Origin of the sequence: Rossellomorea aquimaris (genome assembly GCF_001877785.1) — a bacterium.
In the GTDB taxonomy this organism is placed as follows: Bacteria; Bacillota; Bacilli; order Bacillales; family Bacillaceae_B; genus Rossellomorea; species Rossellomorea aquimaris_A.
In genome coordinates this window covers 1-14,394 of the sequence record NZ_MINN01000072.1, presented here as the reverse complement: position 1 = coordinate 14,394, position 14,394 = coordinate 1, and the positions used below count along the sequence as shown (strand labels likewise).

General features: G+C 43.1%; 16 protein-coding genes, 2 pseudogenes and 1 riboswitch. Of the genes and pseudogenes, 14 read left to right on the top strand and 4 right to left on the bottom strand.

The genetic code is table 11. The features are described 5' to 3' along the window. Nucleotides 1–167: 167 nt before the first annotated feature. Nucleotides 168–267: riboswitch (purine riboswitch) on the top strand. A 52-nt stretch (nucleotides 268–319) separates the two neighbouring features. Beyond that, nucleotides 320–1,318, top strand: coding sequence for an adenosine deaminase (add, locus tag BHE18_RS03445; RefSeq protein ID WP_071617248.1), 999 nt, complete (start codon nucleotides 320–322; stop codon nucleotides 1,316–1,318). A gap of 107 nt (nucleotides 1,319–1,425) precedes the next feature. Here add and BHE18_RS23730 read toward each other — a convergent pair whose 3' ends face one another. From BHE18_RS23730 to BHE18_RS22645, 4 genes and pseudogenes are all read right to left on the bottom strand, one after another. Beyond that, entirely contained in the window at nucleotides 1,426–1,554 is a 129-nt protein-coding gene (locus BHE18_RS23730; RefSeq protein WP_268876289.1) for a hypothetical protein, read from the bottom strand. Between the two features lie 80 nt (nucleotides 1,555–1,634). After that, nucleotides 1,635–2,462, bottom strand: a complete 828-nt coding sequence (locus BHE18_RS03440; protein ID WP_071617247.1) for a type II toxin-antitoxin system SpoIISA family toxin — start codon at nucleotides 2,460–2,462, stop codon at nucleotides 1,635–1,637. Nucleotides 2,463–3,332: 870 nt separating this feature from the next. Next, nucleotides 3,333–3,554: pseudogene (locus BHE18_RS03435) on the bottom strand (DinB family protein); the annotation flags it as partial. Next, nucleotides 3,532–3,759: pseudogene (locus BHE18_RS22645) on the bottom strand (BlaI/MecI/CopY family transcriptional regulator); the annotation flags it as partial. The pseudogenes BHE18_RS03435 and BHE18_RS22645, both read right to left, overlap by 23 nt. 496 nt (nucleotides 3,760–4,255) lie before the next feature. On the opposite strand from BHE18_RS22645, the gene BHE18_RS03420 reads away from it, so the two are divergent. From BHE18_RS03420 to BHE18_RS03360, 13 genes are all read left to right on the top strand, one after another. Beyond that, nucleotides 4,256–4,597 carry a PadR family transcriptional regulator gene (locus BHE18_RS03420; protein WP_071617245.1) on the top strand — a complete coding sequence of 114 codons (342 nt, stop codon included), beginning with the start codon at nucleotides 4,256–4,258 and terminating at the stop codon, nucleotides 4,595–4,597. Beyond that, a complete protein-coding gene (locus tag BHE18_RS03415; RefSeq protein ID WP_071617244.1) occupies nucleotides 4,594–5,421 on the top strand; it encodes a permease prefix domain 1-containing protein in 828 nt (275 codons plus the stop codon). Before BHE18_RS03420 ends, BHE18_RS03415 begins: the two co-directional genes overlap by 4 nt. Before the next feature lie 103 nt (nucleotides 5,422–5,524). Continuing rightward, nucleotides 5,525–5,662 carry a hypothetical protein gene (locus tag BHE18_RS23540; RefSeq protein WP_235860241.1) on the top strand — a complete coding sequence of 46 codons (138 nt, stop codon included), beginning with the start codon at nucleotides 5,525–5,527 and terminating at the stop codon, nucleotides 5,660–5,662. 257 nt (nucleotides 5,663–5,919) lie between these two features. Further along, nucleotides 5,920–6,921 carry a LacI family DNA-binding transcriptional regulator gene (locus tag BHE18_RS03405; RefSeq protein WP_071617242.1) on the top strand — a complete coding sequence of 334 codons (1,002 nt, stop codon included), beginning with the start codon at nucleotides 5,920–5,922 and terminating at the stop codon, nucleotides 6,919–6,921. Nucleotides 6,922–6,939: 18 nt separating this feature from the next. Beyond that, nucleotides 6,940–7,893, top strand: coding sequence for a sugar kinase (locus BHE18_RS03400; RefSeq protein WP_071617241.1), 954 nt, complete (start codon nucleotides 6,940–6,942; stop codon nucleotides 7,891–7,893). 9 nt (nucleotides 7,894–7,902) lie between these two features. After that, entirely contained in the window at nucleotides 7,903–8,526 is a 624-nt protein-coding gene (hxlA, locus tag BHE18_RS03395; RefSeq protein WP_071617240.1) for a 3-hexulose-6-phosphate synthase, read from the top strand. Then, nucleotides 8,523–9,071 (top strand): 6-phospho-3-hexuloisomerase, encoded by a 549-nt coding sequence (hxlB, locus tag BHE18_RS03390; protein WP_071617239.1) that lies wholly within the window; start codon nucleotides 8,523–8,525, stop codon nucleotides 9,069–9,071. The genes hxlA and hxlB overlap by 4 nt, the downstream gene beginning before the upstream one ends. A 17-nt stretch (nucleotides 9,072–9,088) precedes the next feature. After that, nucleotides 9,089–9,739, top strand: a complete 651-nt coding sequence (locus BHE18_RS03385; protein WP_071617276.1) for a bifunctional 4-hydroxy-2-oxoglutarate aldolase/2-dehydro-3-deoxy-phosphogluconate aldolase — start codon at nucleotides 9,089–9,091, stop codon at nucleotides 9,737–9,739. 23 nt (nucleotides 9,740–9,762) lie between these two features. After that, nucleotides 9,763–10,785, top strand: a complete 1,023-nt coding sequence (locus BHE18_RS03380; protein ID WP_071617238.1) for a TRAP transporter substrate-binding protein — start codon at nucleotides 9,763–9,765, stop codon at nucleotides 10,783–10,785. A 69-nt stretch (nucleotides 10,786–10,854) separates the two neighbouring features. Next, nucleotides 10,855–11,331: a TRAP transporter small permease gene (locus BHE18_RS03375; protein ID WP_071617237.1), complete on the top strand. Its 477-nt coding sequence runs from the start codon at nucleotides 10,855–10,857 to the stop codon at nucleotides 11,329–11,331. Continuing rightward, nucleotides 11,328–12,617, top strand: coding sequence for a TRAP transporter large permease (locus BHE18_RS03370; RefSeq protein WP_171910644.1), 1,290 nt, complete (start codon nucleotides 11,328–11,330; stop codon nucleotides 12,615–12,617). Before BHE18_RS03375 ends, BHE18_RS03370 begins: the two co-directional genes overlap by 4 nt. Nucleotides 12,618–12,667: 50 nt before the next feature. Next, nucleotides 12,668–12,949, top strand: a complete 282-nt coding sequence (locus tag BHE18_RS03365) for a cupin domain-containing protein (RefSeq protein WP_071617236.1) — start codon at nucleotides 12,668–12,670, stop codon at nucleotides 12,947–12,949. A 731-nt stretch (nucleotides 12,950–13,680) separates the two neighbouring features. After that, nucleotides 13,681–14,214 carry a GNAT family N-acetyltransferase gene (locus tag BHE18_RS03360; RefSeq protein ID WP_071617235.1) on the top strand — a complete coding sequence of 178 codons (534 nt, stop codon included), beginning with the start codon at nucleotides 13,681–13,683 and terminating at the stop codon, nucleotides 14,212–14,214. Nucleotides 14,215–14,394 lie beyond the last annotated feature (180 nt).

The following is a 14,394-nucleotide window of genomic DNA, read 5'->3' as shown; positions in this document are numbered from 1 at the left end:
AATCCGGCACATGAGATAGACTTGAAAGTGTGGAAAAACGTGCTTATAATAATTTGTCTTAGCAAAGGAATACCTTTTGATATAATTCCCTATCTATAGAGCCATCGTACCTGTCCCCCCGGCTCCCCACTTGACAAAAAATGAACAATTCATTATCGTAATATAAAACCGAATACGATTCTCACATTCGTATAACTCCAATAATATGGTTTGGAGGTCTCTACCAGGAACCAAAAAATCCTGATTACGAAGAAGATACTTTTTCTTGTATTTTCTTCGTAATCAGGATTTTTTTTATGAAAATTAAGGAGGTCCAATTATGAATATTGCTGACATGCCAAAAATTGAACTGCACTGCCACTTGGATGGGAGTGTCCGGCCTGAAACGATCATAGATATTGCCAAATGGGATGGGATCCGTATCCTGTCGTTGGATATAGAAGAGATGAAAGAAGAGCTCATTGCTCCGCTGGACTGCAGATCGTTGGATGAATACTTAGAGAAATTCTCGATCCCTAATGCCGTTATGCAGACAAAGGAAAATTTGAAGAGGATCACTTTTGAGCTTTTTGAGGACGCAGCTAACGAACAGGTGAAATATATGGAGGTGCGGTTTGCGCCATTACTTCATACACAACAGGGATTAACGGTTGAAGAAATCATTGCAAGCGTGATCGAGGGGATGCAGGAAGCAGAAGATCAATTCGATATTAAAGGGAATATCATTTTATCCTGCATGAGGACGATGGCTCCTGAACGTGCTTTTGAGGTCGTGGAAAAGGGGAAGGCCTTCTTGGGAAAAGGAGTCGTCGCGATTGATTTATGTGCTTCCGAAGAGGAAGGGTTCTGCGCTCAATTCATTGAACCCATCTCGCTCGCCAGGGAATATGGCTACAGAGTCACGATCCACGCAGGGGAAACAGGGATCGGAAAAAATGTGCTCGAGGCCGTTGAATGGCTGGGGGCTGAAAGAATCGGGCACGGTGTATATATCAAAGACTGCGAAGAAGCCTATCGGGTTGTGAAAGATAAAAGGATCGTGCTGGAAATCTGCCCGACCAGTAATGTGCAGACCAAAGCTGTTACCCGATTCGAGGATCATCCCTTATATGATTTCCACAGGGACGGAATCGAAATTACCATCAATACTGACAATAGGACGGTATCCGATACGACGATGGCAAAGGAATTTAATATCGTCTGGAATCAATTTGATATGAGCGATGAAGATTATAGGGAGATTTATATGAACAGCGTGGAAGCTTCCTTTGCGATGGATGAGATTAAAGAAGAGTTGAGGAAGTATTTGGTGGATTAGGAGGCGAGAGCGAGCCTGTGGGCAGGTACCACGGTTTTTGATGTAAAGAACCGTTATACCTGTCCCTAATCTCTTTCATGTTTGCCATTTTAGTTGATTCATATTCTTTAACCAAACATCCCCTTAATCGATTTAATGATTTTAAGTGCTTCTTTATTTTTCTTATCTATTTTGGTTTCACCTTTGAGGTGCGTTACTTTTTTAGAGGCAGGTTTCTTATTTGAGTCCTTGTCCATGTTTTTTCACTCCTGTCCGAGTTCCTATACCTCCATCTTATTCATGAAGAGGGAAGAAGTGTACATCTAAATATGTCGGTTTAAAGCGAGTAGAAAAGATAGATTAAGTTGGCGATGTGGATTGCATCTACCTCTAACACCTCACCGATCTCCTCTTTTAAGACAACAATGAACTGGTCTGTATCCATAAATACCGGTACAAGCATGCTTTCGTCCTCGATCAGGGAAACGACGGCTGATTGTGCCAGGGCTTCCACGTCTTCTTCCTCACTGTCGAAGTCAAAATTGTTGATGGTCTTGATTTGTTCTACTGTCATCCTGATTCCTTCTGTTAACCGATGGGTTTCAACGAGCATTTCGATCTCATCAGCAGCCAATCCTTCTATCCATGCATGATGTAAATCACCTGCTGAAAAATCAATTTGGGGTACCCGGTGAATCTGAATGTCGAAACCGAACTTTGCAGCATATAGATCAAGATAGTTTCTTAACTCCTGGTCCGTGTAATTCCTGAATGGAAGGAGCTCACTGTTCGTTTGAATCATTTCAGACATCGCTTCAACCCGGTAGACCATGGCTTTATGAATCTTATCGTTGGTCTTGATGATCTCTTCGACATAATCGGTGTAATGAAATTCAGCACTCCAGATTTTCATGATGCTCGGAGTCAGAAGGATGGCGATGTCCATAAATATCACGATTGCAGTCAGGGTCAGGATCAGCTCCCACTCAGACAATTGGATTTCATCCAGCAATAAACCGAGGGATATTGCTCCAATAAACAATGTATAAAGTGTTTTCCGCAGTGTCCGGAGAGACAAATGATATTTTAATGGTTTGAAGATGAAAAAAGCTAAATTGGCCACTGAAAACCCCAGCAAAATCACGATATAAAGCTTAAGTGCCATGTCACCCCTCCTGCTTATTCCTGTCTGCCAACCTATTTAGAGTGCCAGTTGTAAAGTATCTGTTTCTAGTATTTTATTTGGAAAAAATAAGATGATTCCTGTTTTCTTAGGTAGTTAGGGTTGGAACATAGGGGAGAGGTACTTCGTTTTATAAGAACCGGGGTACCTGTCCCTTATGTTTCTTGCTGGATTCTATTCTTTTTACAGCACAAATGGTCTAAAATAATTCAAATCTCTTAATAAACCAGTAGACCTCATGTTAAAAACACCGGTTTTAAAGGATTCTTGACTGTTAGAGAAACCGGCATTTAGCCTCAAACCTCGTTTTCATTCCACTTTTCAACCTTTTCAAGCCACATTTTAAATATACGAGCCACTTTCCAGATTTACGTGCCAAATTTTCATTTTTCAAGCCACTTTCCTCTGTTTCCGAGCAACTTGTCGAATAATCTTTAGATTATTGATTTGAATTTCCTGCAATCAGATGACCGGTTATTCTGCGTAGAAGGGTGAAGGGAATTGCGCCGGTTAATATGAAAAAGACCGGAGTACCTGTCCCTGCGGTATTCCTGCGGTATTGAGAGAAGTATTTTGAAACGGGACGGGGGGACAGGTTCATTGTCCCGGTTCAGATAGCGGGGACAGGTGCCTTGACCCGGTAGAAGTGATCAATTTTATCAACGAAGGGAAGATGATGAGCGATGTTTATTACAAAGTCTGTGGTTGAAGCGGGGGATTTATTTTCGAGGAGTGCATGAAGGGTGTACCGGTTTGTAATCGACCTGATGGAGGCAGTGGAAGTGAAGGAAGACGGGATGGGATTCTTGAAAGTGAAAAAGTGCATCACTTATGTGATACACCGTTGAGGAATTAATCCCATATGCGAATTCTATGTACCCCTGCTGATCTTAAGTAATCCAATAACTGACCTGTATGAACGGATTCATGATAGGCGATTCGCAGCAGCATGTCCCCCAAATCCCGTATGTAACCTGAATCAGAACGGTCAATTTTTATATTATGTAAGTCTTCTTCCGAAAATGACTTAATTGTATCTATGAATTGCTTTCTATAAGGTTCTGCAAAATCCAATAAGCTCTTCCTTGGTCAGCGTTTCGTCTTCGATAAATTGGACGAGGAGGGATTTGGTGATCCCTCCGTATATGCGGTCGATTAAGGATCGGGCTTCAGCGCGCTGGCACTCATGCTCGGAATAGAGCGGTGTGAACGTGTAAATGCGCTTGTCTTTGTTGACTGCGATGACTTGTTTACGTGTTAGCCGGTCAAGGAGCGTGCGTTAAGGGATTTTTCAGGACCCGCAGTCATGTCACCGCTTATCAGAAACACATCCGGCAAATGAGCTTCCATCCATTTTTTTAGAACAGACATAATATCAGCCCCTGTTTTTTTCCGGTTTAATCCTTCATGAATATCAGATAAAATAGCAATCTTCAAAAAAATCACTCCCAGCAAAGCATTAGATACTGCCGTGACAAACAGTAAAATGATCCCCCTTAAGAACCATTTCTTCCAAACAAGACAAAAACCCTCCCTGAATTAGATTTAGTTACTATGCTTTCAAAAATCCCAGGTTCGTATCAATTTAATTTGCCGGGCGGCAGAACTCAAACATCAGAGCAACCACCTAATACAGAATTAAAGGGCGCTGATGATCCTGGCATGGAATGTTAGAAGAAGAGTAAGAAATAACACTGCAAGCTAATATTTTTTAAATTAATACCTTGCATTATTAGGTAATATAATTTATAACTAATATAAGGGGGGGGATGAATTTGGAAGTGAATAAAGAAGTATTAAAGGGTCATATAGATACATTGATTTTGTCGCTTTTACACAGCCGGGATATGTATGGCTATGAAATAGCCAAATTAGTAAGGGAAAGAAGCGGGGAACAATTTGAATTAAAAGAAGGGACGCTATATTTATCTTTAAAGCGATTAGAAAAGAATAAGTGGATTTCTTCTTACTGGGGTGACGAACAGGGACCAGGCGGCAGAAGAAAATATTATAAGCTCACGCCAATGGGAGAAGAGGGCTTTGAAGATAAGCGTAAGGAATGGCAGTTTGTAAAGAAAATAATTGACTCGTTCTTAGAAGGGGGAGAAAAAGCGTGAAGCAAATAGAATCATATGTCGAAGAAGTCTATCATAACGTCCGTGGGAACAAGAAAGAAATTGAAGATTTAAAAGCAGAAATGAAAAGTCATCTTTTAGAAGCAGTTCACGAACTGAAATCGGAAGGAAAGAGCGAACAAGAAGCGATTAAGCTTGCCATTGAACGCTTTGGCGGAGAAAAAGAAATCCGATCTGTCATTGGGGAGTTATTCAAGGCGCAAAAAACGTTCGCAAAATGGGTGCTCTATCTGGCTGTCGTTATCATTCTTTTTACGGCAGCTGCATTCGGATATGTATGGTCCATCGAACAAGATAATGCGGATGAAAACTCGATAGTTGCTTCACAGATTTCCGAAATCTTAAGCGATAAAAACAGTATATCAGAGGAAATGAAAACAGAAATTCGCAGTTTAATAAAGGGTACTGACCATATTTCGCAGCTTGAAATATATAATGTAAGCAGTGTAGACAATGTCAATCTTGTGTCTGACTATGTGAAGGACACGAAAGCAGATTATCGTTTTGAACAAAAAGTGAGGAACCCTGTATGGCTTCAAGCTGATTTCTTCCCTTATGCTATATGGGATGAGAAGTGGTATGTTGGAATGGAAACAAAACATATCGGTGATTGGCTGGCTATCATTCTATTTTCAGGGTTTGCCATTTATTGTACTCTATTCACGATTTGGGCAACAATCAAGGCTTATCATCACAGACGATTAAAGGCCGGCTGGGTCATTGCATTTGTTTTATTGAACGTCGTCGGTTATTTAATTTATGTGTTAAGTGGAAGGAAGACAAAAGAAGCTGCGAACATACGGTAAATTCTTATATCTTTTGAGGCTGAACCACAATCAGGCAGCACAGCCAGTCGGAACAGGCATATAAAATGGGGGATGGATTTCCGGAATTCTTAAGGCGAACCTGGTGATAGCAGGAATATCATGGACCAAATGGATCCGTTTCATGATGCCGCTGCTGCTCATATGGATCGTGATGGGATCAGTTTTCTTAATGATTGGGGTCCATTTTAAAGCCGAGGCAGACGATTCCACATATTGTTGAAAAACCTGCTAAAAAAACACATAGTGCCCGCACCGGAAACAGCAATGTTTTCCCGGGAAAGGGCATTTTTTTATATGATATCATTTGATTCAAAAACGCGGCCGCCACGCGTTTTTTCTTATGTCCAATATATTACATATATAAATTTTCAAAAAACCTATTGTAAAGCGCTTTCAATTATCATATAATTTCAATAAATCGATTTAGTAAACCGATTTAGTAAATCGGTTTAGGAAATGAAAGTTGGAGAGTAGTGAATGAAAAAAGTAACGATTGCTGATGTTGCTCAGCATGCGAATGTATCTAAGAGTACCGTTTCCCAGTACTTGAATAATCGTTTTGATTATATGAGGGAAGAAACGAAGAAGAGAATAGAAGAATCGATCCGGGAGCTTGGTTACAGACCGAACATTGTAGCAAGAAGCCTGAAGCAGAAGTCTACGACGACGATCGGAGTGATCGTAGCAAATATCCTGCATACTTTTTCCACTCAGGTGATCAGGGCAATAGAAGACACTTGCCACGAAGCAGACTTCCATACCATTGTCTGTAACGCGGATGATGATCCGGAGAAGGAGCGGAAGTACATCGAGATGCTCCGCGCCAAGCAGGTGGATGGCATCATCCTGCTGCCTACCGGTGATAATGCAGCCTTGTACAATGAGATGCAGAAGGAAGGCTACCCGATCGTGTTCGTTGACCGGACAGTGCCGGATGTTCCGATACCATCCATGCTTCTTGATAATAAGAAAGCGGCAGGTCTCGGAGTACAGCATTTCATTGACAAGGGTTACACGAAAATCGGAATCATTACAAACGTGATTCGGAATGTCACCCCGAGGATGGAGAGGATCAACGGCTATAAGGAAACGATGAAAGCCAATGATCTCGAAATCAGGGATGACTATATTAAGAGCCTTGAAGTGAGCAGGATAAAAGAAGGGGTTCGGGAGTTGCTTTCTCTTGACGATGCCCCTGAAGCAATACTCGCGGGAAATGATTTGACGCTCATTGAAATATTGAAATATGTAAAAGAACATAATGTGAAGATTCCTGAGGACCTCGCAATCATTGGGATCGATGATGTGTCCTTTGCCTCATTTTATGAGCCTGGCCTTACGATCGTTGCCCAGCCCACTTTTGAAATCGGAAAGAAGGCTGCAGAATTTTTATTAAACAAAATCCAGAAAAAAGAGGATCAAGATGAGGGGCTCGTATTCCGGTTTGATCCAAAGCTAATCATTCGAGAATCTTGTTAGACAGAAAGGGTGTTACCCATGAACGATGTAGTGACGATTGGCGATGCGATGATCACACTTGATCCGTCATCGACCGGCCCGATGCGGTTTGTCTCTTCTTTCGAACGTAAAATCGGGGGAGCAGAGCTGAACTTTGCAATTGGTTGTGCACGATTAGGACTGAAGACAGGATGGATCAGCCGGCTTGGGAATGATGAATTCGGCAGGCATATCTATAACACCGTCCGCGGTGAAGGGGTGGATGTCTCCGAAGTCGAACTGGTGGATGGATATCCGACTTCACTGAATTTCAAGGAGATTTTGGGGGATGGCAGTGTACGGACCTTTTATTATAGAGACCGTTCTCCCACAACGATGTTAACGAAGGAAACTCTCAAAGAAGGGTTTTTGAAAAATACGAAGATCCTACATATCACCGGCGTTTTTCCTGCAGTGGATAAAACGAAAAATATCGAGCTGATCCGGCATGCGATCACGGAAGCCAAAAAGCACGGGGTGATGATTTCGTGCGATCCGAATATCCGGCTGAAGTTGTGGAGTGAGGATGAAGCAAGGGATGTGCTAAGAAGTTTTCTTCCATATGTAGACGTCCTTTTAACTGGAGTGGAAGAAGCGGAGTTACTGTTCGGAACTGCAGATCCACACGAAATCATTGAGCATTGCAAGGCATTTGGTATTTCTCATCTTGCAATCAAGAAAGGTGAAGAAGGATCGGTTGGATATATGAACGGTGAATATGTCGAGGCTCCTGCCGTGAAGGCGAAGAAAGTGGTGGATACGGTAGGTGCAGGCGACGGGTTCGATGCAGGTTTCATTTACGGCATTTTACAAAAGTGGCCGCTGGAGAAAGCGCTGCACTTCGCCAACATCATCGGATCGATGGTCGTCAGTGTCACGGGTGATAATGAAGGGCTGCCATATTTGGAAGATGTCCTTGTCCATTTGGGAGAAAAAGAAAGAGTGGAAAGATAGGGTGATGGGATGAATATTCAAGTGGCGCTTGACCGCCTGAACCGGGAAGAGTGCTTTCAGATTCTGGAGAAGACCGCTCCGTACGTGGATTGGATCGAGGTCGGCACCGGTGTCATCAAGGAATATGGGATGAGCATCATCCGGGAGGTCCGTGAGGCGTATCCGGAAAAAACCATCGTAGCAGACATGAAAACGTGTGATGCCGGCAAACACGAAGCCATCCAGGCCTTCGATGCAGGGGCGGATATCACGACCGTCATGGCCTTCTCCGCCGACAAGACAATTATAGATACCCTTGATGTAGCGAAGTTGCAAGGAAAGAAAGTGATGATCGATCTATTGGGAGTTTCTGAGAGAAAGAGAGTTCAAGAATTAAAGGAACTCGGCGTCACGCTTGTCAGTCTGCATATCGGAAAGGACATGCAGGAAACAGGTGAAGGGACCGGCACCCTATTCGATCTGACACATGGAATCAGCGGACTTGAAACGGCAGTCGCAGGGGGGATCACACTGGAGACCCTGCCTGGCATTGTTGCTAAAAGGCCCGACACGGTCATAATTGGCAGCGCTATCACGAAGGCAGGCGATCCGGCAGAGGCTGCAAGGGCGATGAAGGGACTGATCAGTGAATGAAATCAATCATAACGACGGTAGCTGAAGAAATGATAACAGTTTTATCAAATGTGAGAGAGGAAGAGGCGTTTCATCTTTCAGATCAGTTGAAAAAGGCAAACCGGATCTTTGTATACGGTGAAGGGCGTTCGGGATTGATGGGCAAAGCATTTGCGATGCGCCTGATGCACGGAGGTTTTCTGGTCTACGTCATTGGTGAAACGATCACACCGAGCATGGATAAAGGGGATTTGTTAATTGCCATTTCAGGATCGGGCTCAACCGGAGCGATTGTACAATTTGCCTCTAAGGCGAAAGAAATCGGGGCGCGGATCTTTCTCGTGACCACGAACCGGGAATCGAAACTTGGGTCGATCAGTGATGGAATCCTTCGCATCCCGGCTGCGACAAAATACCGGGGACAAAATGAACCTGAGACGATCCAGCCGCTTGGGAACCAGTTCGATCAGTCGGTTCATCTCGTTCTGGATGCTATCATCATCGGCACCCTTGAACCGGAAGACACGAATGAAACCATGGTGAAACGGCATGCAAATATAGAATGAAAGGAGTTGGTGATGCAGTGAATCCAGTGGAATTTATTAAAAAAGAAGTACTTGTGGCCGTCATCCGGGAAGCTAATCCTCAAACCATCGTTCCAATTGCTAATGCTTTGTATGAAGGCGGAGTGAAAGTAATCGAAATTACGGCTGAAACTCCGAAGTTTACAAGATTGATTGAGATGGCAAGAGAGGAACTGGACGGCAGGGTCCTGACCGGTGCGGGCACCGTCCTCGATCCGGAGACGGCAAGAGCCGCCATCATGGCGGGAAGTGAATTTATCGTCTCTCCATCGTTCAATCCTGAAACGGTGAGAATGACAAAGCGCTACGGAATACCAAGCATACCGGGAGCCCTGACACCAACCGAAATCCTGACGGCGTATGAACTTGGCGCAGATATGATCAAAGTGTTTCCAGCCAATACATTCGGACCGGGCTACGTCAAGAATATTCACGGCCCTTTCCCGACCATTCCATTGATGGTGACCGGCGGGATCAACCTGGATAATATCGAAGAATATATCGAGGCTGGAGCTTTGGCTGTGGGCCTTGGAAGCAATTTGGTCAATACAAAGCAATTACATCATGAAGAAGACTTTCAGCGCTTGACTCAGAAAGCACGCGAATATGCAAGAATCGTTCAAAAGGTAAAGGATGTTCAACCAATTTAAACCAATTTAAGGGGGAACTAAGGATGAAGAAATTTTTCTCGATTTCATTTGTACTATTATTGGCTCTTTCTGGAATTCTGGCAGGTTGCGGAAGTGACGAAGCCGGGGGAGAAGCAGGCAAGAAAATCAAGATTGTAGCGGCTCATAATCAGACATCACCAGATAATCCATACCAAACAGGTCTTTTGGAATTCAAGGAAGTCGCTGAAAGTAAATCAAATGGCGACATTGAAGTTGAAGTGCACGCAGGGACCATCGGAACGGAAGAATCAGAGCTTGTTGAAAAGCTGAAGCTTGGCGCAGCAGATGTAGTGCTCGTGTCACCTGGTTTCATGACCCAGACCGGAATAAAGGAAATCGACCTTTTGGCGATGCCTTACCTTTTTGACAATTACGAGCATTGGGAAAAGACGGTTGACGGAGAAGTCGGGGAGGAAATGGCTAAGTTGATCAACGAAAAGTCTAACAATGATTTCAAACTGATCGGTTACTGGTCTGCAGGGGTAAGACATTACTATGGTAAAAAGCCGCTTGAAAAGATGGAAGACATGAAGGGTTTGACTTTCAGAACGCAGACTTCAGGAGTAGTGGCGGACTACTGGAAGAAAGTCGGAGCAATCCCGACTTCAATTGCTTGGGGAGAATTGTATCAGGCACTTCAGCAAAATGTAGTCGATTCATCTGAAAATTCCTATCCATACTTCGTTCAGCAGAACCACCACAAAACGGACAACGGAAAATATATCACCGAAACGGCGCATGATTACACTACACGATTCTTATTGGTAAATGGAAAGAAATTTGACTCCTACTCGAAGGAACAGCAGGATATCATCATCGAAGCAGCAGAGGCTTCTGTGAAAGCAGAAAGAGAAGCCGTTTATGCACAGGAAGATGAGTACAAAGAGAAAGCAATCGATGACGGTGCGAAAGTGAACGAAATTGACCGCGAACCATTCATCAAGCTGGCAGAACCTCTTCAAGAGAAAGCAGCCAAAGACATGGGAGCAGAAGATTTGCTTGAAAAGATCAGAAATCTCAAGTAAACACATTCGTTAAAGGGAAGAGACGAACTGTACCTTCCCTTTAATTCTGAAAGGGGGAAATCGATTAATATGATTAAAACTCTAGAAAAGATTCAGATGACAATAGGTGCTATTTTCTTACTTGTTTTTTTTACGGCTATCATTGTTCAAATCGTCACTAGACACCTTGGTATATCAGTCATCTGGACAGAAGAAGTGGCCAATTATTCATTCATATGGTCAATATTTATGGGGGCTTCTGTCATGGTGAGTAAACGGGAACACTTCAGTTTCGATTTCATTATCGGGAAATTGAAAGGGAAATCGAAATTGTCATTACTTATCGTGATAGACGTGGTTATTTTATTATTCTCGTTTGCTCTGTTTTACTACGGAATCATAGCAGTTCAGAACTTCTGGAATTATAATTGGACATCGATTCCGGAATTGAAGATGGGATATGTCTGGATTTCCATCCCTATCACGGGGGCGACCATGATGATTTACTCAGGCAGTCAATTATTCAGTAGCATCAAAGCATTCAGAGGAAGGGGGGCGCAAGTATGATCGGTATTGGTTTAGTCGCATTATTTCTGGTTTTGATGCTTATTGGTGTACCTATTGCCTTTGTCATCGGCGTTGTGGCTCTCCTCGGTATCTTTACGGTTCCTTATATCCCTGAGGTGACGGTCCCGATGAAGATGCTGAACGGGATTGACTCGTTCGTCTTACTTGCGGTCCCATTGTTCATCCTGGCTGCAAACCTGATGAATCACGGGAAGATTTCTCAAAAGCTGATCGACTTATCTTTAACGATGGTAGGTCATATCAGGGGCGGTCTTGCCCACGCGAACATACTTGTTTCGATGATTTTTGCAGGGGTGTCGGGAGCGGCTCAGGCTGATACTGCGGGGGTCGGTAAAATCCTGATCCCGAACATGAAGAAACAGGGTTATGACACAGAAACGGCAGTGGGTGTGACTGCAGCTTCTTCCACTATTGGTGTCATCATCCCGCCAAGCATCCCGATGATCATTTTCGCAGGTTTGACGAACGCATCAGTGGGAGCGTTATTTCTTGGTGGAATCGTACCTGGTATTTTGATCGGGCTTGGCATGATGCTCTTCATTTATATCATGGCATTGAAAAAAGGATACCCGAGATCGAAAAGGGCGACATTCAGTCAGTTTTTCAAATTGGTGTATGAGACGGTACCGGCCCTTATCACACCGATCATCATTATCGGAGGTATTATCTCAGGATTTTTCACCCCGACTGAGGCAGCTGCAGTTGCTTGCTTGTACACGTTATTGATTTGTATGTTTTTTTATAAAACTATGAAATTATCAGACCTGCCAAAGATTATTATGGAAACCCTCGCACTAAGCTCGCTGTCACTCTTTGCCTTGGCCGCTGCAAGTGCCCTGGGTGAACTGATGAGCTACTATCAATTGTCGGTCAAGGCACAGGAATTCTTTGTGAACAACGTGGGGTCAGAATGGGTTTTCATCCTGATAATCATTGCTTTCTTCCTGTTTATCGGGACGTTCATGGACGCAATACCTGCCATGATCTTGTTCGTACCAGTCATTTTGCCGACAGCCAATCTATTCGGAATGGATCCAGTACATCTTGGCTTAATCGTAGTCATAACTCTAGCTATCGGACTCGTCACTCCGCCTTACGGATTATGTCTGTTGCTGGCAGCAAAGATAGGCAATCTCAGTATCGAGAAGTCTTTCACTGCAGTCATGCCGTATATATTGATTATCCTCGTTGTTCTATTGTTCGTCGCATTCTTACCGGGCGTGGCTTTCTATATTCCTAAGCTGATTAATCCAGGCCTGTTTTAGTGGCACGGTGTGATATAATGTACGGATTTAAATAAGGAGTGTGAATCACGATGGTGAAAAGAGAAGTATTGAGCAGTGAAGGATCTATGATGCTCGTGAAGGTGGAACTGGCGGAAGGCTTCGTCGGCGACATCGACCAGCATCCCGAAGAACAACTAAGCTTCATAGAAAAAGGGCAAGTGGAATTTGAAGTAGACGGAGAAAAAAGAATTCTGAACGTGGGAGATACCCAGTATATTCCTTCGAGCGTCCAGCATCGTGTTAAGGTGATCGAAGAGTGTGTGATTTTGGATATGTTTACTCCGGTTAGGAAGGACTTACTGGAGGGATAAGGTGGAGAAGAGCTTCGGCCCGGTTTGGGGTTGGGGCTTTTTCTTTTTGAGGAAAAAGTAAAGATATACATGATGAGGAGAGGGTGACTGGGGGAGTATCGAAGCAGTACGAGGCGGCACTAAAGTGCTTACTGGAATTCAAAGAAATCCCGGAATGGATTCACCCTTTTGACCTGTCACTTATGTATACATTGCCCGCTGTTATTTTGAACTTGGGGAACAGGAAAATACTGTTCGTTATTCAGATTATGCATTAAACGGGATTAAATCATTGCCGGATACTCCTTATAAAGAGTTTGTTGAAGAAACTGCTATGCTTGTAAGAGCGAAATAGAGGAAAACTTTAGGATAGTTGTCTATCAAAAGTAGAGCGGGACCGGCTCCTGCTCTACTTTTCCCGTTTTAGGAGTAAATATGACCCAAATCTTCACAAAATGTTTCATTGCCCGGCTTGGGCTGTGGTCATAAGCAAATAAGACCCGTTTTTAGTAATCAAAACCCCTCCATCAGGACACTTACATTCCCTTTTCCGCATTTATGTGCAACATTCTAAAAATACATTCCTCTTTTTCAATTTATCAACCAACTTGTCGAAAAATCTATGGGATAAGATAGGTAACGGAGTAAAAGGATTTAGCAGATCATTAACAATGGAGCCAGATAGCTGATGAAGGATATTATACTCCGATGTCGTATTTATTTCTTAAAGATCATCACTTAGGAGGATTTAAATGCCAGTCTTTAAAGATAATGCAGAATACACCATTCGAAATGTGAAATTAGAGGATGCGGAGGTGCTTTTGGATATTGGAAGATCTGTTATTTCTGAGGGTGAATATTTTATCGTTGTATCAGAAGAGGTAGAGAAAACGCCATTACATAAGGAGAAAGAACGAATACAAAGTATATTGGATAACATAAAAGAAACTCTTATCGTAGCGGAAGTAAATGGTGTAGTGGTCGGATCGATAGAATTTCGTTCGCAAAGTAGGAAGAGATTATCACACACTGGCTCTGTTTCAATGTCGGTAAGTAAAAAGCACAGAGGCATTGGAATAGGGAAGGCGCATTTAAAAGGATTATTAGGCTGGGCAGAAGAAAATCCATTAATTGAAAAGGTAAGTTTAGGGGTATTTTCAACCAATCAAAGAGCCATTTCCCTGTACAAGCAGATGGGCTTTTTGGAGGAAGGTCGTTTAATGAAAGAATACAAGTTAAATAATGGTGAATATATTGATGATGTTCTTATGTGTAAATTTGTATAATAAGCTGATGTGGTGTTCGTTAAGCAAACGGGCGCGATTCTAAAATATGGGATGGAAGCATGGGGACGGTTCGAGACCGATGAAAAAGTCTGATTTTTAACTGTCATGTGAATTATTTTTAAGAACCTTCGGTTTTTCAAAATCAAAAAGCCCCCTAATGGTATAATTAGTGCGACCAAA

Coding starts and splice junctions, on each gene's coding strand:
- add (WP_071617248.1), top strand. CDS start 320: ATGAATATTGCTGACATGCCAAAAATTGAACTGCACTGCCACTTGGAT.
- hxlB (WP_071617239.1), top strand. CDS start 8,523: ATGAAATCAATCATAACGACGGTAGCTGAAGAAATGATAACAGTTTTA.
- BHE18_RS23730 (WP_268876289.1), bottom strand. CDS start 1,554: ATGGACAAGGACTCAAATAAGAAACCTGCCTCTAAAAAAGTAACGCAC.
- hxlA (WP_071617240.1), top strand. CDS start 7,903: ATGAATATTCAAGTGGCGCTTGACCGCCTGAACCGGGAAGAGTGCTTT.
- BHE18_RS03365 (WP_071617236.1), top strand. CDS start 12,668: ATGGTGAAAAGAGAAGTATTGAGCAGTGAAGGATCTATGATGCTCGTG.
- BHE18_RS03375 (WP_071617237.1), top strand. CDS start 10,855: ATGATTAAAACTCTAGAAAAGATTCAGATGACAATAGGTGCTATTTTC.
- BHE18_RS03380 (WP_071617238.1), top strand. CDS start 9,763: ATGAAGAAATTTTTCTCGATTTCATTTGTACTATTATTGGCTCTTTCT.
- BHE18_RS03400 (WP_071617241.1), top strand. CDS start 6,940: ATGAACGATGTAGTGACGATTGGCGATGCGATGATCACACTTGATCCG.
- BHE18_RS03370 (WP_171910644.1), top strand. CDS start 11,328: ATGATCGGTATTGGTTTAGTCGCATTATTTCTGGTTTTGATGCTTATT.
- BHE18_RS03405 (WP_071617242.1), top strand. CDS start 5,920: ATGAAAAAAGTAACGATTGCTGATGTTGCTCAGCATGCGAATGTATCT.
- BHE18_RS03440 (WP_071617247.1), bottom strand. CDS start 2,462: ATGGCACTTAAGCTTTATATCGTGATTTTGCTGGGGTTTTCAGTGGCC.
- BHE18_RS03360 (WP_071617235.1), top strand. CDS start 13,681: ATGCCAGTCTTTAAAGATAATGCAGAATACACCATTCGAAATGTGAAA.